We start from the raw sequence: 23,563 nt of genomic DNA, 5'->3' as shown, positions 1-23,563 counted from the left end.
CCAAAGACAATAATTCAAAAGGTGGTCCTATGAAGTACAAGCAGCAACAGCCGTGGCAAAAAATCGATATGGGAGTGGACTCGGTGTCCTGGCGCACCGCCCGCGTTGGAGTCGGCAGCCTGCGTGCCGTCCTGCTGAAAGCTCTGACGATGCTTGCTGGCCCGGCGCTGGCAGCCGAACGAGTGGGCACCATCTCCCAAAGCTGTGAGAAATGGATCAAGCATCAACTCCCCCGTTCGCTCCTCGCTACGATCTGCAGCCTCGGCCTGCTGACCGCTAACGCTCATGCGGAAGAGCGCACCCTGCGTGTCTACAACTGGTTCGACTACGTCGCCCCGCAGACCCTGGACAACTTCAAGAAGGAGAATGGCGCAAAGCTGGTCTACGACATCTTCGACAGCAACGAAACCCTGGAGGCCAAACTGCTCACCGGCCACTCCGGCTATGACGTGGTGGTGCCGTCCGATAGTTTCCTCGCCAAGCAGATTCAGGCCGACGCGTTCCAACCACTTGACCGCAGCAAGCTACCCAACTGGAAGCATCTGGACCCGCAATTGATGAAACTGATCGAGGCCAACGATCCGGGTAACCGCTTCGCCGTGCCTTATATGTACGGAACCGTGCTGATCGGTTTCAACCCGGCCAAGGTCAAGGCTGCGCTCGGCGAGAACGCGCCGGTGGACAGCTGGGATCTGATCTTCAAGGAAGAGAACATTGCCAAGCTCAAGCAGTGCGGCGTGGCCCTTCTCGATTCGCCGACGGATATGATCCCCATCGCCCTCCACTACCTGGGCCTGCCACCCAACAGCACTCAGGCCAAGGACTACGAGAAGGCCGAAGAACTGCTGAAAAAGATCCGCCCCAACGTCGCCTACTTCCACTCCTCAAAATACATGACCGATATCGCCAATGGTGACATCTGCGTGGCCGTGGGCTACTCCGGCAGTTTCTCCCAGGCGGCCAATCGCGCCAAGGAGGCCGGCAACGGCGTGGTGGTGGACATGCGCTTGCCCAAGGAAGGCGCACCGGTCTGGTTTGACGTGCTGGCCATCCCCAAGGATGCGAAGAACCCGGATGATGCCCATGCCTTTATCAACTACCTGCTACAGCCGCAGGTGATTGCCCCGATCAGCGACTTCGTCGGCTATCCCAACCCGAACAAGGACGCCACTGCCCTGGTCAGCCCGGAAATCCGCAACAACCCCAATCTCTACCCCGCCGCCGACATCCAGACTTCTCTATTCGCGCTGGTGCCACTGCCGTCCAGTGCAGAACGCGCTCGCACCCGTGCATGGACCAAGCTCAAGTCGGGAACCTGACAGTAAGTTGCGCTGCCCCAGTGAAGCCCCAACGGAACCAAGCGTATGGCCGATGCGGTTTCGCTGGCACGCGGCGCCAATCAAGTCACCTTGCAGACCCAGTAGCCAGTGGTAACAGCATGATTGAAGTAACCGAAGTTTCCATTGCCGAGCTACGCGCAGCCCTCGAAGCTGGCCGAACCACGGCAGTTGAGCTGGTCCAGGCCTATCTCTCACGGATCGATGCCTACGACGGCCCCAACACGCCCACCGCCCTCAACGCGGTGGTGGTGCGCAACCCGAATGCACTTAAAGAAGCGCAGGCCTCCGACGCCCGTCGTGCCCGTGGCGAGACCCTCGGCCCGCTCGATGGTATTCCCTATACAGCCAAGGACAGCTACCTGATCAAAGGCCTGACCGCGGCGTCCGGCAGCCCGGCCTTCAAGGACCTGGTTGCCTATCGCGATGCGTTCACCATCGAGCGCTTGCGTGGCGCCGGTGCGATCTGCCTGGGCAAGACCAATATGCCGCCCATGGCCAATGGCGGCATGCAGCGCGGCGTGTATGGCCGTGCCGAGAGCCCGTACAACGCGAACTACCTCACTGCACCCTTCGCCTCGGGTTCATCCAACGGCGCAGGCACGGCCACCGCCGCCAGTTTCGCCGCCTTCGGCCTGGCGGAAGAAACCTGGTCGAGCGGCCGCGGGCCGGCCTCAAACAATGGTCTGTGCGCCTATACACCGTCGCGCGGGGTGATTTCGGTGCGCGGCAACTGGCCACTGACGCCAACCATGGATGTGGTCGTGCCCTATGCCAGGACCATGGCCGACCTGCTCGAAGTGCTCGACGTGGTGGTGGCCGAAGACGCCGACAAACGTGGCGACCTGTGGCGCTTGCAGCCTTGGGTGCCGATCCCCGGCGTCACCTCGGTGCGTCCCGCCTCCTACCTGGAACTGGCTGCCAGGCCCGCCGCACTCGCCGGCAAGCGCTTGGGCGTACCGCGCATGTATATCAACGCCGACCCCGACGCAGGCACCAGCGAAGCGCCGGGTATCGGTTGGGCGACAGGCCAGCGGATCAACACCCGTCCCTCGGTGATCGCCCTCTGGGAAAACGCGCGAAAGACTCTGGAAGCGGCCGGTGCCGAAGTGGTCGAGACGGACTTCCCGCTGGTCTCCAATTGCGAGGGCGATCGACCTGGGGCGCCGACAGTGTTAACCCGCGGCCTGGTGTCCAAGGAATTCCTCCATCACGAACTGTGGGACCTGACCGCCTGGGCATTCGATGACTTCCTGCTGGCCAACGACGATCCCAAACTAAACCGTCTGGCTGACGTCGACGGCCCGCAGATTTTTCCGCACGACCCAGGCGCTCTGCCTGACCGCGAAGATGGCCCGGCCATTGGCATGGACGAATACGTGCGCATAGCGGAGCGTGGCATCACCCCGTGGGATCAGATCGCCACGCTGTCTGATGGCCTACGCGGGCTGGAGCAGACCCGGCGTATCGATCTTGAGGAGTGGATGGATCGGCTGGGGCTCGACGCGGTGATTTTCCCGGCGGTCGCCGACGTGGGCCCGGCGAATGCCGATGTCGATCCGCAATCGGCGGATATCGCCTGGAGCAACGGCGTCTGGGTCGCCAACGGCAACCTCGCCATCCGTCACCTCGGCGTGCCAACGGTCACCGTGCCGATGGGCGTGGTGCCGGACATCGGCATGCCCGTCGGCCTGACGTTTGCCGGTCGCGCCTACGACGACTCAGCGCTGCTGCGCCTAGCGTCGGCATTTGAGGCCACCGGATCGAAGCGCTTGATCCCGGTGCGAACCCCACCCTTGCCAGGCGGCTGAAAACCGCAATGGGTCTGGCGCGATAAAGCGCCAATCCTGCCCATTCACGGCAAGCCCGAGCAACAGAAACCAACCTTTGCCCCAGCGAGCACTGCGTGAGCGTGCACCTGTCTGGGTCAGCTTCAGTAACCCGCATTGAGAATCCCATGCTAAATGACAATTCAATAATCGATCAGGCGATGACACGTGACAGCCTGTATGGCACCGAGGGTGAACCGACCTACGGTGGTATCACCAGTTTTATGCGGCGTCGCTACACCCGCGATTTGCGTGGCGTGGATATCGCCATCAGCGGCATTCCGTTCGATACCGCGACCAGCAATCGACCGGGCAGCCGCTTCGGACCACGGGCCATCCGCGAGGCATCGGTACAGTCCGCCTGGGCGCGCCACTGGCCTTGGGAATTTGACCCGTTCGATCTGCTGGCTTGTGTCGATTATGGCGATTGCTATTTCGATTACGGCACCCCGGAGCAGACCCCAGCGGCGATCAGGGCCCATGCCGAGCGGATCCTGGCAGCGGGTACTGCGATGCTGACCCTGGGCGGCGATCACTTCATCAGCTATCCGCTGCTGCAAGCTCACGCGGCCAAGTATGGTCCGTTGTCGTTGATCCATTTCGATGCGCACCATGACCTGGAGTCCGACGGCGAGGACAAGCGTATCGACCACGGCTCGATGTTCTATCACGCCGTCCGCGAAGGGCTGGTTGATCCTGCACGGTCCATCCAGATTGGCCAGCGCACGACCAATGACGACGTCATGGGCTTTCAGGTGCTGAATGCCAGTGAAGTGCATGATCGCTCTACCAAGGAACTGGCGGAGATTATCCGGGCGCGCGTTGGCGACCATCCGGTCTATCTCACCTTCGATATCGACTGCCTCGACCCGGCATTTGCCCCAGGCACGGGGACGCCGGTCTGCGGTGGACTATCGAGCCATCAGGCCTTGGTGATTCTGCGAGGTCTGCGCGGTATCAACCTGATCGGCATGGACGTGGTGGAGGTAGCACCGCCCTATGACCACGCCGAGATTACTGCGCTTGCCGGGGCCGCGTTGGCGATGGAGATGATCTGCCTGTATGCCGCGCGGCATAAGCTGTAAACCAGTGGTCTGGACAGCTACAGACATTTTTCGACCAGTTGCTCTAATGACAGCAACTAGCCGGTTTCTGCCTGTCCCCACCGGCCGCTTTAGGGTCGGATAGCGACCACCAGCCATTGTGACTGATCCACCCTTGTCCTCCCCTCAACGTGGAGGACGAGCCATGAATACTATTGCTAGATACCGCTATCAGCCTTGGAACAAGGGAAAGCTTGTCGGGCAGAAAGCTCCGCTTCGAGTCAGAGATATCTGGGCTATCCGCGTAAGACTTCAGCTTGCTGAGAAGACGCGTGATTTGGCGCTTTTCAACTCGGCCATTGATAGCAAGCTGCGTGCCTGTGACTTAACCAAGTTGCGAGTTCGAGACATCGCCCATGGGGAGCATGTGTCGTCACGGGCCATCGTGATGCAGCAAAAAACTCATCACCCAGTGCAATTTGAAATCACTGAGCAAACTCGAACAGTTCTGGAGGCTTGGATGCACCAGGCGCGTCTCCGCAGCGAGAACTTCTTGTTCCCGAGCCGGTTGCACGCCTCGGACCATCTTTCCACCAGGCAATACGCTCGAATAGTCAAAGCGTGGGTGACAACCATTGGCCTTGATCCAACTATGTACGGAACCCACACGCTAAGGAGAACCAAGGCTTCGTTGATCTATCGTAGGACGAAGAACCTGAGAGCAGTTCAACTCCTGCTTGGTCATACGAAGCTTGAAAGCACTGTCAGATACCTGGGAATCGAGGTCGATGATGCCCTGGAAATGGCGGAACAAACGGAAGTCTGACTATCCATAGTGACGGTCGATGCTTGACCGTCGCTATCCGACCCATAGCTGCCGGTCGAGACAGGCAGTAACCGGCCCAGAAGGGTTCGCGGAGGCGTTTTTACACACTCTGGGCCAAAAGCAGCCGGTGGGCGGAGCGATAGCAAATGAGTAGTTATGTTTGATCTGTTATGTGCAACTAGGAATTGCAGTCCATGTCGTGTTGATAGCACTTCAAGATTTCCGCATCTGCCTCCGTTGTTGAGCGCACTTCTTGAAGCGTGAGGCACACTTTACATCTCAACCTGAGTACCGAGCTCGATCACCCGATTCAGCGGTAGATTGAAATACTTCAAGTTGCTGTTGGCGTTCCTTAGTAGGAAGGCGAACAGCCCCTCGCGCCAACGTGCCATGCCGATTCGCTTGGTCGGAATCACAGTCTCGCGGCTAAGGAAATAGGTAGTGCGCATCGGGCTGAAATCCAGCTCGCTCAGGGGACAAAGCTTGAGCGCGGCCGGCACATCCGGTTCCTCGATAAAACCGAAGTGCAGAGTCACCCGGAAGAAGCCCTCGCCGTACGCCTCCACCTCGAAACGTCGCTCCTCAGCCACCCGCGGGCTATCCTCCGCCACCACGGTGAGCAATACCACTTGCTCGTGCAATACCTGGTTGTGCAGCAGGTTGTGCAATAGTGCATGAGGAACAGCGTCTGCACGCGCGATAAGAAACACCGCAGTGCCTTGTACCCGATGTGGCGGCTGTACGCGGACGCTGTCGATAAACAGCGGCAGCGGCAAGGCACTCTCGTCCAGTCGCTCGACCATGATCTTGCGGCCACGCTTCCAGGTGGTCATCAGAATAAACAGGACGATACCCGCAATCACCGGAAAGGCACCTCCCTGCACAATCTTCGGCACATTGGCGGCGAAGTACAGGCTGTCCACCAGCAAGAAGCCAAGCAGTATCGGGATGGCCAACCAGCGCGGTGCCCTCCACAGCAGCATTGCCACTGCCGACGCCAATAGCGTGGTAATCAACATAGTTCCCGTCACCGCCACGCCGTAGGCGGCTGCCAGCGCGCTGGAGGATTCAAAACCGAGTACCAGAAGCACCACGCCGACCATCAGCGCCCAGTTCACCGTACCGATATAGATCTGTCCCTGCTCGTGGTGGGAAGTGTGCTGAATATACATGCGCGGTACATAGCCAAGCTGGATGGCCTGAAGAGTCAGGGAGAAGGCCCCGGAAATCACCGCCTGCGAGGCAATGATGGTCGCTAGAGTGGAGAGAGCGACCATCGGCAACAACGCCCAACTCGGCGCCAAAAGATAGAACGGGTTGCGCGCCGCCTCCGGATTTTCCAGAAGCAGCGCGCCTTGGCCAAAGTAATTCAGCACCAACCCCGGCAACACCAAGGCAAACCAGGCGCGGGCAATTGGCTTGCGGCCGAAGTGCCCCATGTCGGCATACAACGCCTCGGCGCCGGTCAGCGCCAGCACTACCGCGCCGAGGATAGACAATCCAATACCCGGATGGACGAAAAAGAAATGCACACTCCAATAGGGGTTGAGTGCCTGTAGCACTTCCGGGCGCTGCAGAATGCCAGAGACCCCTAGAATACCGAGCACCAGAAACCAGAGCACCATCACCGGGCCGAACAGGGTGCCGATTCGCGCCGTGCCATGCTTCTGGATCAAGAACAGTGCCACCAGGACGATCAAGGACAATGGCACTACCCAGTGCTCGATCCCGTCAAAAGCCAACTCCAGCCCCTCCACAGCGGAGAGCACCGAGATCGCCGGGGTGATCATGCTGTCACCATAAAACAGCGCCGCCCCGAACAAGCCGAGTAGCACCAGCGTCCTTCTCAAGCGTGGATAAGGCATGGCAGCACGTCGGGCCAGGGCGGTTAGCGCCATGATGCCGCCCTCTCCCTGGTTGTCGGCACGCAGGATAAACAGCACGTACTTGATCGACACCACCCAGATCAGCGACCAGAAGATCAGCGAGAGAACGCCCAATACACCATCCTGGTTGACCTGCACACCGTAGTGCCCGGCGAATACTTCTTTGAGGGTGTACAGCGGGCTGGTGCCGATGTCTCCATATACCACCCCCACAGCTGCTACTAGCAGGCCCGCCGCTGATGTTTTTGCCGGAGACTTTTCGGTTGCGTCGGAAGCTGATGGGCTCACTTATTGTTACTCGAAAGTTGAGGTATTGAAGAACCGTATGCTGCCTTCAGAGCTACGACAAGCAAAAAACTGACTGTTTTGTGCTTACGCGAACAGCCCTGAGGTATCCAGGGAATGCCGAGGATAAAACGATGGGGGCGAAGTGTTTCGGGGTATGTACGAGGTGTGCCAATTGCGGCCACCAGTATCGTTGCAGAGAACAATATCTGCCGTAAAAAAAACGTAAAAAATCAATCTCAGAGATACTTACTCACGAGGCGAGGAGCGGTGCTTAAGCATTTGTGAAGCCGGCACAAATGACGTCATAGCGCCATCATTTGCAGAGGCAGAATAGGCTACGATCAAGAGCAGTTCTCTCCTTCAGGATCATCGCCAGCATGGATACGCTCACTAAAGCAGAAATAGAAGCAGTCTTGGCTGCACGGCTTCCAAGCTACCAGGTTGAGTGCAGCCTTCATCCAGATGGCACTCTTTCGGCAGTTTTGAGCGGGCCTGATTCAAATCATTTCGCGATCACCGGCATAGTCAGATCGGATTACCGAGGAGCCGATTCAATTTCAAGACTGGCCCGGGAGATACTGGAAGAGATGGTCTTGTCCAAGCAAGCGTCCATTAAGCCTCCCGATCCTTTGGGTATGAGCTAAGCAGCATCGCTTCCTTCCCCGTCAGCACCAACGGCAGAACAGCTCAAACTGCTCCAAACTTATTTGCTATATGCCGTTATGGCGAGGAACGATGACAACACTCCGAGCGTTTTTTCGTGCTCGGCGCTTGACTTGAAGGAATGCCAGGAGAGCATTTCCGCGTTCGGGGCCAGCCAGAAGGAAATGCCGCTATGACCCCGATAACTTCAAAAAAGCGCAAAACTCTTCTTGGCCTGAATAAATCAATCTCAGTAATCAGCTCTTCGTTGAAGCCGATCGGCTCAGCGAAGCAGCCTATGTGCTCTTGAGTGAGCGACCTATTTCGGCTCAGACGCTTCGTGAGTTCTCGGAACTCAAAAAGCGTGCGGACAACAAGTACCTCGAAGCCCGCCAGGAATGGCTCAACACCAAAGACAAGATCACCGGCAACCCGAAATGACCTTAAAAGGCTGAAAACCAATCCCTTAGCAAGGCCGCACTGGCGGTCGACCACCGTGATCAGCGTCTGTTTCAGCAGTTGATTCCGGCCATCATGAATGTCTGCTCCTGGCCGATTTCTGCCTGTCAGGAATGGCTGCAACCGACCCGAAGCAATGGGATGGACTCCTCCTCACCTCGGCATCTTGAGTGCCAGCTTGGGCGATGCTACGCAACGGCACTGATTACCAAGCGGATCGGGCAGCGGCCTGACCCATTTATCCAAGGAGAAGCACCTCTACACCACGATTGCGAAGCAACCCGAACAATGGCAAACCGGTCGAACCGGCGTCGGAAAAACCCTCTAATGACCAGGTGCGTAAAGCACGTAGAAGCAATTGGGAGCCGACGCGCGAATAGCCCATCATGGCCCTGCATCGAATCGATGCTGAAATCAGAGGCCGAATATACGTGTGCAGTCGGCACGGGCGCCAAAGCGAAAGGGGCTTGCAACGAGGAGGAGTCCATATACAGTCATTCGTCGTCGACTGCTATCCCCAAGCTGACAATCGAAATCGAGGTCTCATAGGGTTATCGCCCGGACCAGCAGGGCCGAACTATGCGGGATACCAGCGGTCAGCCCGTGGCGCGCTCGCGTAGCCGTCCCCCCGCCCGGCAAGCGATTTTTTTCAAGACATAACGTCCAGCTTTTGGACATATTGATAATTTGACAGTAGCTCCATCAGTCCTCCCGCGGGGCACTATGCTCACCTCTGTATCGTCGGCGGGTTTGTGATGATTTCGGGACAGTTGCCTGTCAATGCCCAAGGGCAGGCGTTGGCAGACAAGAGTTTCGAGGAACAGACCCGCCAGGTCCTGGCCAATCTTGAGCATTGTCTGACTCGGGCGGGCGTGGGCAAAGACAGCCTGGTGCAAGTACGCGTCTATGTCACCGACATTGATCAATGGCCAGCTTTCAATCGTCTCTACGAGCAATGGTTAGGTGATCACCGGCCCGCCCGAGCCGTTGCAGGAGTGTCTCAATTGCATTTTGGCTCAGCCGTCGAGGTGGAAGCCATTGCACTTGCGGCGACTGCCTGAGCGTATTAATTGCGCACACTTCTGAAAATTTTCATATCAAAAGCGAGGACCCTATGACCACGACGCAACTGACGCTCCCTACCTATCAAGACGTCCTTGACGCCGCCGAACGTATCCAGGGCCACGCTCATCGCACCCCGGTGCTGACCTCACGTACGTTGAACGGACAACTGGGTGCCGAGGTGTTCTTCAAGTGCGAGAACTATCAGCGCATGGGCGCTTTCAAGTTCCGCGGTGCTTTTAATGCATTGGCCCGTTTCGACGAGCGCCAGCGTAAAGCCGGCGTGGTGGCGTTTTCTTCCGGCAATCACGCCCAGGGCATCGCCTTGTCTGCACGTATCCTGGGTATTCCCGCGACCATCGTGATGCCCCATGACGCTCCGGCCTCGAAAATGGCAGCGACACGCGAATACGGAGCCAGTGTGGTGCTCTATGATCGTTACAGCGAGGACCGCGAAGCCATTGGTCGAAAACTGGCTGAGGAGCATGGTTACACCTTGATTCCATCCTATGACCACCCGGATGTCATCGCTGGACAAGGGACGGCGACCATGGAGTTATTGCAAGAGACCGGCCCGCTGGACGCACTGTTCGTTTGCCTCGGTGGCGGCGGACTGTTGGCGGGCGGTGCCTTGGCAACCCGTGCACTGTCGCCTGACTGCAAACTTTACGGTGTAGAGCCGCAGGCGGGGAATGACGGTCAACAGTCGTTTCGCAGGGGAGAAATTGTACATATCGACACACCAGATACCTTGGCCGACGGCGCCCAGACCCAGCATCTGGGGCACTATACATTTCCAATCATTTGCCGCGACGTTGATGACATCCTGACTGTCACAGACGTACAGCTGGTCGAGGGTATGCGTTTTTTTGCCGAGCGCATGAAGATGGTCGTGGAGCCTACCGGATGCCTGGGGTTGGCCGCTGTACGTGAGATGGGCAAGGTGCTGGAGGGTAAACGCGTCGGTGTGATCGTGAGCGGAGGTAATATTGACTTAGATCGGTATGCCCGGTTGCTGGCGTAATTTTTAGCGCTGACGCTAGTCGATCTCTTCGGGGCGGACCCGAAGAGATCCTGTGCGATCTGTGGCTTCTTTTAGCGACCGCTGCAATCGATGCGCATAGGTTTGAGTGACCGCTTCTAGCCGTTCTCTGCCGGTCATGGTTACAAAGCCTGCTGGTTAAATCCGATGCAATCGGTGGTCAAGTGGAGTGCAATTTCGCGCTTGACGACCAAACCAGTACTTTCCACGCAAAAACCCTTCCTGCGCGTCAACGCAGGAAGGGTTTTTTGTTTGCGGCTGATCAGTCTTTAGCCTGGCTCAACTTGGTGAACAGCTCCGTCGGTACTTTCTTGCCGTTGGAAATGTACTGGTTGGTACGGAACTTGTACACCTCACCCTCGGACAGGAAACCATCACCGTTGGTGTCCATCGCCTTGAATTCCTCAGTGCCCTTGGGCGCCACGGCCAGCAGTTCCTTGAGCGACACACGGCCGTCATGATCGGCATCGGTGCGTGCGAAAGACGCATCGCCGCACTTGCCTTCACCGCATTTGCCCTCGGCCTGGGTCTTTTGCGCGCTGGCTTCGGCACCGCACTTGCCTTCGCCACACTTGCCTTCGCTGGTTTTCTCCGCGGAAGCCAGTTGATAGCCCTGCGGCAAGGCTTCGGCCGAAAACGCCGAGGACGCGAAGTTGATACCGCCGACCAGTGCAACAGCGATCAGGCCAATACGGGTTTTGTTCGACTGGATACGAGACATGTTGATACTCCGGATCATTTGCGTGGCTTGACCGTTATTGGTCGTGCCACAAGGGTTGATAAACCTTGTTGCGAGCTGCGTTGTGCATCTCGCTTTGGCAGGTCTATTTGGCCCCGGTGGTGTATCCGGGCTGTATCCGCAAAGCGCTGGTTTTGTATGGCTGTATGCGGATGCCGCGCCCTGATACAGAGCGATACACGAAAGCCGGTAGTCAGTTGCTCATGTCCGCAAGAGCGCCTGTTTAAAAAGGTTGTAGGGTATTTCCTGAAAGCCACAACACCTTGCGTCGTTGCCTACGGTTACGCCAGAATCCGCCGGCTTGTGCGCCTCGCCTCTGGTCTCTATCGTTTCCGCGCCACTGCCCATCAGTGGTCGGGTTTAGCAGCCCGGGGTTGTAAGCAAGGTGCACAAGCTCCTGTCAGTCAGGTATTCCCATGCCTGCATTTGATGGTGGCTGTGCGCAGGGCGCCTTCGGGCGCGCCGGCTTTGCTAGCTTCCCCGGTCTGCTAACCTGCGCACAGCTGCCTCCTTCTCGTTTAGCAGCAAGAGGGTTGGCACCCAATCAGAGAAGCAAGCATATGTTCAAAGTCACCCCCAATCCGCCGGACACCGATCCGACATCCCCGTATGAACCCGATTCAAACAAGCTCAACGAGGCCGCCGAACGCGCGCTCGCCTTCCACTTCCCATCTACCGCCGACATCAAAGCCACTCCACGTACACCCAGCACTTTGTTTACCGTCGACCCCGAGGTCGGTACCGAAACGCTGATGGTGTATCTGGTCGAGACGCTGGCCTCGGTCGATGTGATGGTGCACCAGTTGGTGGATCATCTGGACGGAGGGTCGCGCAATGCCCTGCTGGGGATTTCCAACAGTGTGATGTTGGCGGAGATCACGGCGAACCGGGTGCTGGACCAAATCGACCCGCCCGAATAATCACTGAATCTGTGGCTAACGCTGACCCTGTGGCCAGGACACTTGCCTGTGGCGAGGGGGCTTGTCGGAATGCCGCACCACCCCGTTCGGCGGCGAAGCCGTCGCAAAACATGCCTGCACGATTGGACTGAAGAAAAGCGGGGGCCGCTTCGCTGCCCAACGGGGGCAAGCCCCCTCGCCACAGGGTTTGTATATTTGTTCTGGTTTTGATGTTGGCTGGGCTATTGCTATCGCGAGCTGGCTCACTCCTACAAGGATTGGGCGCTCGGCCAATGGTCGCCCCGGTGCCGTCGTCCGCGAAACCTTCTTGCGCGTCCCGTCGAACGGGATCAGTCTCAGGAGCAGCATCGGCCTTCGCCCATGCGCTCCGGGTACGGGCGAAGGCATACCTCCCAGCGAGGAAATGAAGATGAAATCCGCTTTCGTCGTCCTGCTAATGACCCTCGCACTGTGCAACTCACCCCTCGTGAGCGCCGCTCCCGCCGCCGACGCCGTTGTGCCCTTCCACGTCGATATCCAGGATCAACAGCTCACTGACCTGCGTAACCGCATCGCGGCAACGCGCTGGCCAGACAAGGAGACGGTGGGCGATCGATCACAAGGTGCACAGCTGGCGAAACTGCAGGAGCTGGTTCGCTACTGGGGCACGAACTATGACTGGCACAAGGCCCAGGCGCAGCTCAATGCCTTGCCTCAGTACACGACCACCCTCGATGGGGTCGCTATCCATTTCATCTGGGTGCGCTCGCCGCAGCCGAATGCTTTACCGATGATCCTGACCCACGGTTGGCCAGGCTCGGTACTGGAGTTCATCAAGGTGGTCGGCCCGCTCACCGATCCGGCCGCTCACGGGGGCAATAGCGCGGATGCATTCGACGTGGTGATCCCGTCGATTCCTGGCTACGGCTTCTCCGGCAAACCGACTGAACCTGGATGGGACCCGGACCATGTGGCGCGGATCTGGGGGCAATTGATGCAGCGGCTGGGGTACTCCCGCTACGTCGCCCAGGGTGGCGACTGAGGCGGCCCCATCACGAGCGCCATGGCACGCCAGTCCGTGCCCGGGTTGCTGGGCATTCACCTCAACCTGCCGGCGACGGTCCCGCCGGAGGCGACCGCTGCTCTCGCTGCCGGTGGTCCCGCGCCTGCGGGGTTTTCCGAGCAGGAGCGCGCGACCTACGACGCGCTGGCCGCATCCATTAAACAGGGCAACCTGGCCTACAGCGCGATGATGGCAGCGCGGCCGCAAATGATCGGCTACGGCGTAACGGACTCCCCGGCATTCCTCGCGGCGTTCATGCTCGGTCACCCGGGATTTGCCAAGTGGACTTATGGCGCCGATCCACAGCAATCGCCAGGCAAGGATGAAGTGCTGGACGACATCACCTTGTACTGGTTGACCAACAGCGGCGCCTCGGCGAGTCGGCTGTATTGGGAAAACAAGGGTCGCAGCCCGCTTTTTTCTGCGGCACAAAAGACCGGTGACATCACACTGCCGGTAGCCGTCACGGTCTTCCCTGATGATGTCTATTTCCCGCCGGAGAGTTGGGCCCGACGCGCCTATCGCAACCTGACCTACTTCCATCAGGCGGCCAAGGGCGGCCATTTCGCGGCCTGGGAGCAGCCGGAGCTCTTTACCGAGGAACTGCGCACGGCGTTTCGGCCGCTGCGCTGAATCACAGGGCCGCTTTCTATCAATTGGGGTCCAGCAACCCGCCGCTCCAGTTGCGTGACACCCGGCTGCCGGTGAATTTCGCTACCCCCATGCCTTGGGGTATCAGGCGATCGCGATAGCGCGTCACCAGCCGCCCCGCTTGTTCGGCATGCAGCACCACTTCGGAAGACGGATCACCCGGCCGCCCGAGGATTCGTGCAAAGCGCTGGCCTTCCTCGACGAAATCCCCCAGCTCTTTTTCGAAGATCAGCACGCCGGGTTGCGGGGCGATGATGGTTTCCATGTGGCCCATTTCCACGGCTTCGACGGGCCAGTCAGCGGGCGCCACTGACTCATCGATGACGCCGCAACCGCACAGCCAGTTGTACAGCCCTTCGGCATCGGACTCGGCAAAGCGGTCGCCGACATCGCCCTGCCCGCGCAGCTCCAGGGTCGCAGCCATGCGCCCTGCAGTGACTCCGTCGCGTATCCACGGGGCAATGATGGTTTCCTCGAAAGAGCCATCGCCGCCGTCATCCCAGATGATCGCCACGTCCATCTTCATCGCCGCCGCCAGTTCGCGGCCACGGGGCCAGAAACTGCGGTGTACGTAGAGGTACGGCAAGGCCTCGTCATCGGTGTGCAGGTCGAGCATCACATCGGCCGGGGCGGCCAGTTGCACCAGTTTTTTTTGCCATTGCTGAACACAGGTCGAAGGTCGTTCCATGGCCGCCGACTGGTCGAACGAGCGATTGAAGTTATGCCCGGTAGCGTCGTGATAGCGGCCGAGAATCCGCCCCTGGCGAAACTGCCCGATGCCCAGTGGATTGGCCTGTGGCACCACGGTCAGGTTGCCCTTGAGCCGGCCTTGGGTTTCGACGATTTGCAGCCGTTGCATCAGCAGGTGCAGGACCAGCATCCCGGCGATTTCATCGGCATGTACGCCGGCTTGCAGGTGTACGTTTGGCCCGCTGCCGTCGCCGGCATAGCGCCAGGCACCGACCCGCACGGCATCGCCGTTGTTGTTGCGAACACTGAACGAAATATCCTGCGGCATTGGCTTTCCCTCCCGTCATGAGCGTTGAAAACGTTGTATCGCTGCTGCCGAGGCTGGTGATTGAACAGGCGTTCAACTAAGCTCGGCATCGTGGAACCTCACCCAAGGACAGCCTTGTGACAACCGATGCCCCGAAAAACCGCCGCGCCGAACCCGATGACCGTCGCGAAATGCTGGTGGCCGCCACCCTGCGCTGCCTGGGTCGCGACGGTCACGCCGGGATTTCCGTGCGACGCATCGCCACCGAAGCCGGAGTCTCCGTGGGGTTGCTCAACCATCACTTCGGCAGCATCGAGGCACTGATCGCCGACACCTACCAGCGGCTCGCCAGCGAACTGACCACCGCCCTGCTCCAGGAAATCGAGCAGGCCGAGACACCCGCGCAAAAGATCGATGCCTTCCTCGAAGGCTCGTTCTCGCCCAGGGTCATGGACCCGAAACTGCTCGGCGTGTGGGTGGTGTTCTGGAGCCTGATCCGTCACTCCGAACACGTCAGCCAGTCCCACGAAAAAAGCTACCGCGCCTACCTCGACCTGATCCGCCAGTTGCTCGACGGGCTGGCCGCCAGCGAAGGCTTCGTGATTCACGACACGCGCCTGGCCGCCATCGGCTTATCGGCGATGCTCGACGGTCTCTGGCTCGAGTGGTGCCTGAACCCCGAGACCTTCAGCGCCGCCAACGGACTCCACATCTGCCGCTGCTGGATAAAGGGGCTGCGTCACGGAGCATTCAGCACCGACGACGTCCTGTGACGGATGCCGGCCGAAGATCATCGCCAGGGTGCCGCTGACCGCGATCAGCCCGGCGCCGATCATCAGCGACATGTCCATCAGCGTGCCCCAGACCAGGCTCGACAAGGCAAACGCCCAGATCAGCCCGGTGTATTCGAACGGCGCGAGCAAGGTCGCGGTGGCGCGGCGGAAACTGGCGAACAACAGGAACTGGCCAATGCCGCCCACCAGGCCGGCGCCGAGCATGCCCAGCCAGGCGGGCGTCGGCGCTGGCGTGTAGGTCCACGGCAGGGCAACCGCCATGCAAACCACGAACACCACGTTGGTGATCAGCATCTGCTCCAGCACTGAGGTCTGGTCATCCACCTGGCGCAACTGGATGTAGGTGAACGCCCAGCACATCGCCGCCAGCAGGGTCAGGACGATCGGCAACGGATCGCTCATGTTGTCGGGGCGACAGGCGATGACCACCCCGACAAAACCGATGATCAGGCTGAACCACTGCCAGCCGCTGGCGCGCTCCTTGAGAATCACCGCCGCCAGCACCGTGACCATGATCGGCGCGGAAAAATACAGGGTGGTCATCTCGGCCAGGGTCAGGTCCCGGGCCGCCGTGTAGTACAGCACCCAGGCGACAATCGACAGCAAGCCGCGCACCACCAGCAGGCGCCGGCTCGGCGAGCGCCAGGCCCGCTGGATCAGGCGCAGGCGCCCCGCCAGCAGCACTGCCACGACCACCACGGCGGCGCGCCAGAACAGAATGGTGACCACCGAATAGTCGGCCACCAGCCACTTGATGACCGCATCCTGCAACGACAGGAATGCGTAACCCAACGTGCACAGGCCAATGCCCTGCAACGACCGGTCAACCCGTGGCGAACTCATCAGGCCGACCTGCGCACGGGCGTCCCGCGTCGCTCGGCAAAGGCAAACAGCGCTTCGATCAGGAAGGTCAGGCAGACATACACCCCGGCCACCAGCAACAAGGGTTCGTACACCTGCAGGGTCTGTGCGCGGACCACGTTGGCGGCGCCGAGCAGATCGATCACGGCGATGGTCGAGGCCAGCGCCGTGGACTTGAGCAGCATCACGGTTTCCCCGGCCAGGGTCGGCAGCAACAGGCGCATCGCCCGGGGCAAGCGTACCCGCAGCAAGGACTGGCGCGCGGTCATGCCGAAGGCCGAGGCCGCTTCCATTTCACCCTTGGGCACTGCCAGCAGGCCACCGCGAATCACTTCGCCGACATAAGCCCCCACCGACACCACCAGAGCAAACACGATGTACCAGTAACCGTCGCGCAAATATGGCCAGAGGAAACTGCCGCGAATCAGCGGGAACTGGGCAAACAGGCTGCCCAGGCCGTAGTAGAAAATGTAGATCTGGATCAGCAACGGCGTCCCGCGGGTGACGCTGGTGTAGAACAGGCTGACCTTGGCGATCACCTTGTTTTTCGAGATCCGCGCCAGCGCCACCAACACCGCCAGGACAAAACCGAACACACTTGCGATCAACAGGATTGCGAGGGTGGTTTGCAGCCCCCGGCCCAACAGTGCCGCGTATTCAACTATCCACGCTGGAATCATTTCATTCTCTCTGCCGGTTCAGTCAACAAGAGGCATCCAGCGACGAATGCGTCGCTCCAACCGTCCCGAAAGATAGTTCGACGCCAAGGTCACCGCGTAATACAACGCGGCAGCCGTGAGGTAGAACAACAGATAGTGGCGCGTCGACCCCGCGCCTTGCTTGGCGGTGTACAGCAGTTCATTGGTGCCGACCACGCTGATCAGCGCACTGTCCTTGATCAGGTTGATCCACAGGTTGGCCATCCCGGCCATGGCGTAAGGCGCCATGATCGGCAGCGTGACCCGGCGGAACAGGCCGAAACCGTTGAGGCCGAATGCCTTGCCCGCTTCGATCTGACCGAAGGGAATCGCCTGGATCGCCGCGCGAAAAATCTCCGAGGCGTAGGCGCCCTGTACCAGCCCCAGCACCACGATGGCCGCCAGCGGACCGCTGACATTGACCACGCCGTAGCCGAGCTGGGTCATCAGCGAGTTGAGGAGCATGGAGCCGACGTAGTACAGCAACAGAATCAGCAGCAATTCCGGAACCGCCCGGAACAACGTGGTGTAGCCGCGCATCAGCGCTGCAATCGGCTTCGGCGCGCCAAGCTTGAGGCACGCCACCACCAGCCCGATGGCCAGCCCGAGTACAAAGGCCCCGGCGGAAATCTGCAGGGTCATCCAGAGCCCCTTCAACAGCGCACTGCCCCATCCTTGTTCGGTGAAATTGATCAGATCGAACATTGCCGGCATATCACTCTCCAGTTGGCGCACATCAAGCACCAGCAGCAGTCCTGTAGGAGCGAGCTTGCTCGCGAAAAACGTTAACGATGACGCGGTCACTCAGAAGAACCGCGGCGCACTTGCGTCCATCGCGAGCAAGCTCGCTCCTACAGGTTTTGCATTTGCCCACAGGTATTGTGTTCAGGTCAGAACGCAGGCTTCACGCTGGTGCCGAAGTAGCTCTGGGACAGCTCGTCGTAGTCCTTGCTCGCCAACAATTCCTGGATGGCCTTGTCGAGTTTGGCCTTGAGTTCGGTGTCGTCCTTGCGCAGGCCGGCCCCCACGCCTTTGCCGAAGATCGGGTCATACGGCACGGTGCCGAGGTAGGCCAGGTCCTTGGCATCCGGGGTCTTGATGAACGCGGCCATGGCGGTGCCGTCGGCCATCATCAGGTCGATGCGCCCGGCAATCAGGTCGGCGTTGGCCGAGTCCTGGGTGTCGTAGTACCTAACGTCGGCGATTTTTTCGTAATAGGTCTTCAGGTAGCTGGCGCTCACGGTCGAGTTCTGCACGCCAATGATCTTGCCCTTGAGGTCATCCGGGTACTTCTTCACCGACGCCTCTTTCGGGCCGACGAGAGCGATCACCGAGTCGTAGTAGGCCTTGCTGAAGGCGATCTGTTTTTCCCGTTCTTCGGTCACCGACATCGAGGAAAATATCACGTCGATCTTCTTCGCCAACAGCGACGGAATGATGCCGTCCCACGCCACTTCCTTGATCTCGCAATCGGCTTTCATTTCGCTGCACAGTTTGTGGATCAGGTCGACTTCGAAGCCCTTCCACTCGCCATTGGCCTGTTTTTCGGTGTACGGCGGATAGGGTTCCGCTGCCACCGCGAACCTGATCGGCTGTGCTTGAGCTGCGCTCATGCCGGCCAGCATTACGCAGGCCGCACCGGTCAACCAGTTTGCAAAACGTCGATTTCCCATGTTGTTTTCCCGTCTTTTTATGATGAGTTAGCGAGTCTGATGAGCGTTGACGAATTGCCGGCAACGCTCGCTGCGTGGGTGTACGAACACTTCGTCCGGCGAACCGGTTTCCTCGATCAGCCCTTGATGCAAATAGGCGACTTTGGAAGAGACATCGCGTGCGAAAGCCATTTCATGAGTCACCAGGATCATGGTCCGGCCTTCTTCGGCGAGGGAGCGGATCACCCGCAGCACTTCCCCGACCAGTTCCGGGTCGAGTGCCGAGGTGGGTTCATCGAACAGCATGACCTTGGGCCGCATGGCCAGGGCCCGGGCGATGGCCACCCGCTGTTGCTGTCCCCCGGAGAGAAACGCCGGGTACTCGTTGCGCTTGGCCGCCAGCCCGACGCGTTCGAGCAGGGCTTCGGCCCGTTCAGTGGCCTCCGCACGGCTTTCACGCAGGACCTGGGTCGGCGCTTCGATGAGGTTTTCCAGCACCGTGCGATGGGGCCAGAGGTTGAAGTTCTGGAACACCATGCCCAGACTGGAACGGATGCGCACCAGCTGCTTGGCGTCCGACACCAGCGGTGCGCCGGGACGATTCTGGTTAAGGTGAATGCTTTCGCCATCGACCAGGATGCGTCCCTGGTCCGGCACTTCGAGCATGTTGATGCAGCGCAGCAAGGTACTTTTGCCCGAGCCGCTGGCACCGATCAGGGAGATCACGTCGCCCTCGCGGGCAGTCAGGGAAACGCCCTTGAGCACTTCGATATTGCCGAAGCGTTTGTGCAGGCCATCGACCTCGATCATGGTCTTGGCCGCGACCGGTTCGACGGTCGAGGTGCTGGTCACTGTGCCGATCACCGGCCGCGGCGCTTCACCATTGAGTACCTGGACAAAGCCGCGAATACGCTGGCAAGCCTGGGCCAGTCGCTCGTCACTCAGGGTGAACGACAGCCGTACAAACCCTTGGGCCGGCTCACCGAATGCCGCCGCATCCAGCACCGAAACACCGGCTTCGCGCAGCAGGCGCCAGGCAAATTCCAGCGAGGTCAGGCCGGTGCCGCGCACGTCCACCAGCACGAACATGCCGGCATCGGGGTTGAGCACGCTGATTCCCGGGCAATTCGCCAGGCCGGACACCACCAGGTCGCGGCGCCGACGATAGATCTCGCGCATGCCGTGGGTGACTTCGTCATGGGACTGCACGGCCTTGAGCGCCGCTTCCATGACAAACCCGGGCAAGCCGTACAGCATGCTCAGCACCAGGGTTTCGACATGGTTGACCAGCACTTCATTGGCCACGACCCAGCCGATGCGCCAACCGGTCATGGCATGGGATTTGGACAGGCTGCCGATCACCACGCAGCGCTCGGCCATGCCCGGCAACGCCGCCAGGCTTTGGTGTTCACGCTCGTAGGCGAGGCTCTCGTAGACCTCGTCCACCACCACCCACAGGTCATGGGCGATGGCGAGGTCGGCGATGGCTTGCAGCTCTTCGCGACCCAGCACCACACCGGTGGGGTTGTTCGGGTTGGAGAAGAAAATCGCCCGGGTGCGCGGGGTAATGGCCTTGGCCAACACGGCGGCATCGAGGCGGAAACCCGAGTCCGCCGCACAGGGCACCCGCACCAGTGTGGCGCCGGACGCCTTGAGCGTCGCTTCGTAGGTCACGTACATCGGATCGAAGGCAATCACTTCGTCACCGGCACCGAGCAGGCACATCGAGGTGGCGAACAAGGCGTTCTGCGCACCAGCCGTGAGAATGACGTTCGACGCCTGCAGTTCGCGGTCGATCAGTTGGCTGTAGCGGCCAGCAATGGCCTCGCGCAAAGCCTGGCGGCCGGCGATCTCGGTGTAGTGGGTATCCCCTTCACGCAAGGCGTGGATGGCGGCATCGGTGATGAAATCGGGGGTGGGGAAATCCGGGTCGCCGACGCTGAGGATGATCACGTCCTCGCCTTTGCGCTGTGCCGCGCTGGCCGCGTAGTGGATATCCCAGGCGGCAACGCCTTGGCCACTGATCCGTTCAACAAAGGGTGAAAACCGCATGCCAGTGCCTCGTTCGAATTGAAGAAACGCAAGCCCGCAACCAGCCGGGGGAAGGTGGCCCCCAACATAGTCCAGACTGAACACTCGTTCAATAGAAAACTCGCGAGGCTTCGCGTTCAGCGCAAACAGGTCGTTTTCACGACAGTCGCGCCGTTTTTCAGCACGGCGCGATCAAGCGACGTGAAACGATTTTGCTGACCGCTCCCAGCACCAGAGCCACGAGAATCAGCCCCGCAGCAACCGCAAACGTCAACCGCATCCCCTGCGCGATGGCCTCAGGTTGCGCCTGCAAAATATCGTCGCTGGCCGTGCCGAAGGCGAACACAGCGCCCATGACTGAGGCGCCCGTGATCAGCCCCAAGTTGCGAGACAGACCGAGCAAACCGGACATCACGCCACGTTGGTCCGGCGCAATATCCGCCATCACGGCGGTATTGTTCGCCGCCTGGAACAGCGCATAACCGGCCGTGAGGACCACCAGCGGCGCGAGGTAGCCGAGTACGCCGACGCTCATCGGCACGGCGGGAAGGATGCAAGCGCCGGTCAACATGGCAATCAGCCCGACCGTGCTCGAACGTTGTGCGCCCCATCGGTCGACCAGCCGCCCGGCGGGTACGCCGGCAAATGCCGCCACCAGCGGTCCGGCCGACATCACCAGCCCGACACTCACCGCGCTCAAACCCATCGCAGCCGACAGATAGAACGGCCCGACCACCAGGGTGGCCATGAGCACCGTGGTCACCAGGCTGCTCATGGCGAACCCTGCGCTGAGCAGCGGATTGCGCAACAACGCCAGTTTGACCAGCGGCGACGCGGCGGTTTGCTCGACGAACACGAACACCATCAAGCCGATTATCGCGACCAGCAGCAGCGCCGTATTGAGCGGGCCGAAGCTGCCGCGTCCAAGGGTCATTGCCAGTGCGTAAGCCAACAGGGTCAGGACCAATACCAGGGTGCCAAGCGCGTCGAAATCGGGTCGAGTGGACGCCTTCTCGTGGCGATCCTCCGGCAAAAAGCGCCAGGCCAGTCCGATCGCCAAGACACCCAAGGGTAGGTTCAGCAGAAAAATCCCCTGCCAGCCCACTTGGACAATCAACACGCCGCCAAGCGTCGGCCCCAGTGAGGTGCCAATCGCCGACATCGTGCCGAGCATGCCCATCGCGCTGCCCATTTTTTCCTTGGGCACCGCCCCGCTCACCAGCGCCATGGTCAGCGCCATCATGGTGGCCGCGCCGACACCCTGTAAGGCCCGGGCGCCAATCAGCAGCCACAGATTGGGCGCCAGGGCACAGAGCAGCGAGGCGACGGTGAACACCGCAATGCCGATCAGCAGCAATCGCCGCCGCCCCAGAAGGTCGCCGAGCCGGCCGACGCTGACAATCAGCGCGGTGATGCTCAGCAAGTAGGCGAGCACCACCCACTGCACGGCCTGGAACGACGCTGAAAACGCCTCGGCCAGTGTCGGTAAACCCACGTTGGCAATGCTGGTGCCCAGGGACGACAGCAGCATGGATAACGACAGGCTGGCCAAGGCGCCCTGAATCGATATGGACTTCATTTTCTCGCGACTCCGCAAATAGTTGTCCCGAGCCTAAGCCTGGCCATAACATGGCGGAAGACGCAGCATTTGCACTTTATGCGTGCATATAACGCCACCCCACTCACAAAACAGTGTGGGAGCGAGCCTGTGGCGAGGGGGCTTGTCGGAACGCCGCACCGCCCCGTTGGGTTGCGAAGCAGCCCCAAAATCTCTGATGCACCAAAGATCTTGTGAGTGCTACGCACTCAAACGGGGCGGTGCGGCGTTCCGACAAGCCCCCTCGCCACAGGGCTCGCTCCCACAGGAATTGATTCGATGCCCGATCTGAATCTGCTGATCACCCTGAACGTGTTGCTCGAAGAAGGCAGCGTGGCCCGCGCCGCGCAGCGTTTGCGCCTGAGCCCGTCGGCCATGAGCCGGGCGCTGGCGCGGTTGCGCGAAACCACGGGCGATCCACTTTTGGTGCGGGCAGGTCGCGGACTGGTTCCCACGCCTCGGGCGCTGGAGCTGCGTGAACGGGTCGGCGCGCTGGTGCAGGACGCCGAAGCCGTCCTGCGCCCCGCCGAGGCACTCGACCTCGATCAACTGGTACGCACTTTCACCCTGCGCACCAGCGATGGCTTCGTGGAAAATTTCGGACCGCCACTGATCGCCCGTATCCACCAGGAGGCGCCCGGTGTCCGCCTGAATTTCGTGCAGAAGCTGAACAAGGACAGCACCCTGCTGCGCGAAGGCGCGGTGGATCTGGAAACCGGTGTGATCGGCGAATCCACCAGCCCGGAAGTGCGGACCCGGATGCTGTTTCGCGACCGGTTCATTGGCGTCGTGCGCAAGGGCCATCCACTGGTTCGAGGTGAGATGACACCCGGGCGTTATGCAGACGCCCGGCACATCCTGGTCTCGCGCCGGGGTCACGAAAAAGGCGTCATGGACGACGCCTTGAATGAACTGGGACTGAGGCGGGACATTGCCACCATTGTCGCCGGTTTCTCTTCGGCAATTGCATTGGCACGGGCTTCAGACCTGGTCGCCAGCGTACCGCAGCGGCACGTCGGCAACCTGTGCCAGGGGATGCATTGCTTTGCCCTGCCCTTCCCCACGCCGCCGATCACGGTTTCGATGCTGTGGCACCCGCGCATGGACGCCGACCCGGCGCATCGCTGGCTGCGCGGTTGTGTGTGGGAGGTTTGCAGCCGGCAATGA

At 60.3% G+C, this 23,563-nt stretch carries 19 protein-coding genes and 2 pseudogenes; 12 read left to right on the top strand and 9 right to left on the bottom strand.

Annotated elements, in window-relative coordinates:
- The first annotated feature begins 29 nt into the window (after positions 1 to 29).
- From KGA85_RS29935 to KGA85_RS29920, 4 genes are all read left to right on the top strand, one after another.
- Positions 30 to 1,319: a polyamine ABC transporter substrate-binding protein gene (locus KGA85_RS29935; RefSeq protein ID WP_223543611.1), complete on the top strand. Its 1,290-nt coding sequence runs from the start codon at positions 30 to 32 to the stop codon at positions 1,317 to 1,319.
- Positions 1,320 to 1,438: 119 nt separating this feature from the next.
- The gene (locus KGA85_RS29930; protein ID WP_223455643.1) at positions 1,439 to 3,148 is read left to right on the top strand and encodes an amidase; all 1,710 of its coding nucleotides are present in this window, start codon (positions 1,439 to 1,441) and stop codon (positions 3,146 to 3,148) included.
- A 146-nt stretch (positions 3,149 to 3,294) separates the two neighbouring features.
- Positions 3,295 to 4,251 (top strand): agmatinase, encoded by a 957-nt coding sequence (speB, locus tag KGA85_RS29925; protein WP_223455642.1) that lies wholly within the window; start codon positions 3,295 to 3,297, stop codon positions 4,249 to 4,251.
- A 163-nt stretch (positions 4,252 to 4,414) separates the two neighbouring features.
- The gene (locus KGA85_RS29920; protein WP_223455641.1) at positions 4,415 to 5,035 is read left to right on the top strand and encodes a tyrosine-type recombinase/integrase; all 621 of its coding nucleotides are present in this window, start codon (positions 4,415 to 4,417) and stop codon (positions 5,033 to 5,035) included.
- 272 nt (positions 5,036 to 5,307) lie between these two features.
- On the opposite strand, the gene KGA85_RS29915 is transcribed toward KGA85_RS29920, so the two are convergent.
- Positions 5,308 to 7,209 carry a potassium transporter Kup gene (locus tag KGA85_RS29915; RefSeq protein WP_223455640.1) on the bottom strand — a complete coding sequence of 634 codons (1,902 nt, stop codon included), beginning with the start codon at positions 7,207 to 7,209 and terminating at the stop codon, positions 5,308 to 5,310.
- A 377-nt stretch (positions 7,210 to 7,586) separates the two neighbouring features.
- On the opposite strand from KGA85_RS29915, the gene KGA85_RS29910 reads away from it, so the two are divergent.
- The 4 genes from KGA85_RS29910 to KGA85_RS29900 all read left to right on the top strand — a co-directional run bounded on the left by KGA85_RS29910 (position 7,587) and on the right by KGA85_RS29900 (position 10,396).
- Entirely contained in the window at positions 7,587 to 7,853 is a 267-nt protein-coding gene (locus KGA85_RS29910; protein WP_223455639.1) for a hypothetical protein, read from the top strand.
- A gap of 304 nt (positions 7,854 to 8,157) precedes the next feature.
- Positions 8,158 to 8,292 (top strand): hypothetical protein, encoded by a 135-nt coding sequence (locus KGA85_RS31225; RefSeq protein ID WP_263287298.1) that lies wholly within the window; start codon positions 8,158 to 8,160, stop codon positions 8,290 to 8,292.
- Positions 8,293 to 9,011: 719 nt separating this feature from the next.
- Positions 9,012 to 9,371 (top strand): RidA family protein, encoded by a 360-nt coding sequence (locus KGA85_RS29905; RefSeq protein WP_223455686.1) that lies wholly within the window; start codon positions 9,012 to 9,014, stop codon positions 9,369 to 9,371.
- 53 nt (positions 9,372 to 9,424) lie between these two features.
- Positions 9,425 to 10,396, top strand: coding sequence for a threo-3-hydroxy-L-aspartate ammonia-lyase (locus tag KGA85_RS29900; protein ID WP_046038582.1), 972 nt, complete (start codon positions 9,425 to 9,427; stop codon positions 10,394 to 10,396).
- A gap of 280 nt (positions 10,397 to 10,676) precedes the next feature.
- Here the strand turns inward: KGA85_RS29900 and KGA85_RS29895 are convergent, their stop codons facing one another.
- Positions 10,677 to 11,135 (bottom strand): hypothetical protein, encoded by a 459-nt coding sequence (locus KGA85_RS29895; RefSeq protein WP_223533158.1) that lies wholly within the window; start codon positions 11,133 to 11,135, stop codon positions 10,677 to 10,679.
- Positions 11,136 to 11,713: 578 nt separating this feature from the next.
- Here KGA85_RS29895 and KGA85_RS29890 point away from each other — a divergent pair.
- Both KGA85_RS29890 and KGA85_RS29885 read left to right on the top strand, forming a co-directional pair.
- The gene (locus tag KGA85_RS29890) at positions 11,714 to 12,073 is read left to right on the top strand and encodes a DUF6124 family protein (protein WP_223455637.1); all 360 of its coding nucleotides are present in this window, start codon (positions 11,714 to 11,716) and stop codon (positions 12,071 to 12,073) included.
- A 409-nt stretch (positions 12,074 to 12,482) separates the two neighbouring features.
- A pseudogene (locus KGA85_RS29885) lies at positions 12,483 to 13,748 on the top strand (epoxide hydrolase family protein).
- Between the two features lie 19 nt (positions 13,749 to 13,767).
- On the opposite strand, the gene KGA85_RS29880 reads toward KGA85_RS29885, so the two are convergent.
- On the bottom strand, positions 13,768 to 14,784 hold the full coding sequence (locus KGA85_RS29880; RefSeq protein ID WP_223533160.1) for a succinylglutamate desuccinylase/aspartoacylase family protein: 1,017 nt from the start codon (positions 14,782 to 14,784) through the stop codon (positions 13,768 to 13,770).
- A gap of 170 nt (positions 14,785 to 14,954) precedes the next feature.
- Between KGA85_RS29880 and KGA85_RS29875 the strand changes: the two are divergent.
- Positions 14,955 to 15,440 (top strand): annotated as a pseudogene (locus KGA85_RS29875) (TetR family transcriptional regulator C-terminal domain-containing protein); the annotation flags it as partial.
- Here the strand turns inward: KGA85_RS29875 and KGA85_RS29870 are convergent.
- The 6 genes from KGA85_RS29870 to KGA85_RS29840 form a co-directional block, all read right to left on the bottom strand.
- Positions 15,396 to 16,400 (bottom strand): DMT family transporter, encoded by a 1,005-nt coding sequence (locus KGA85_RS29870; protein WP_223455634.1) that lies wholly within the window; start codon positions 16,398 to 16,400, stop codon positions 15,396 to 15,398. The pseudogene KGA85_RS29875 and the gene KGA85_RS29870 sit on opposite strands and share 45 nt — an antisense overlap.
- Positions 16,400 to 17,098, bottom strand: coding sequence for an ABC transporter permease (locus tag KGA85_RS29865; RefSeq protein WP_223533165.1), 699 nt, complete (start codon positions 17,096 to 17,098; stop codon positions 16,400 to 16,402). The genes KGA85_RS29870 and KGA85_RS29865 overlap by 1 nt, the downstream gene beginning before the upstream one ends.
- An 18-nt stretch (positions 17,099 to 17,116) precedes the next feature.
- Positions 17,117 to 17,830: an ABC transporter permease gene (locus tag KGA85_RS29860; RefSeq protein WP_223533167.1), complete on the bottom strand. Its 714-nt coding sequence runs from the start codon at positions 17,828 to 17,830 to the stop codon at positions 17,117 to 17,119.
- A gap of 176 nt (positions 17,831 to 18,006) precedes the next feature.
- Positions 18,007 to 18,789: a transporter substrate-binding domain-containing protein gene (locus KGA85_RS29855; protein ID WP_223543610.1), complete on the bottom strand. Its 783-nt coding sequence runs from the start codon at positions 18,787 to 18,789 to the stop codon at positions 18,007 to 18,009.
- Positions 18,790 to 18,816: 27 nt separating this feature from the next.
- Positions 18,817 to 20,820, bottom strand: a complete 2,004-nt coding sequence (locus KGA85_RS31325) for an aminotransferase class I/II-fold pyridoxal phosphate-dependent enzyme (RefSeq protein WP_317850339.1) — start codon at positions 20,818 to 20,820, stop codon at positions 18,817 to 18,819.
- A gap of 157 nt (positions 20,821 to 20,977) precedes the next feature.
- Positions 20,978 to 22,396: an MFS transporter gene (locus KGA85_RS29840; protein WP_411741750.1), complete on the bottom strand. Its 1,419-nt coding sequence runs from the start codon at positions 22,394 to 22,396 to the stop codon at positions 20,978 to 20,980.
- Positions 22,397 to 22,675: 279 nt separating this feature from the next.
- Between KGA85_RS29840 and KGA85_RS29835 the strand changes: the two genes are divergently transcribed.
- Positions 22,676 to 23,563: a LysR family transcriptional regulator gene (locus tag KGA85_RS29835; protein WP_223533456.1), complete on the top strand. Its 888-nt coding sequence runs from the start codon at positions 22,676 to 22,678 to the stop codon at positions 23,561 to 23,563.

It is taken from the genome of Pseudomonas sp. GL-B-12 (genome assembly GCF_019955895.1).
GTDB lineage: Bacteria > Pseudomonadota > Gammaproteobacteria > Pseudomonadales > Pseudomonadaceae > Aquipseudomonas.
This window is presented reverse-complemented; position numbering and strand designations above follow the sequence as displayed.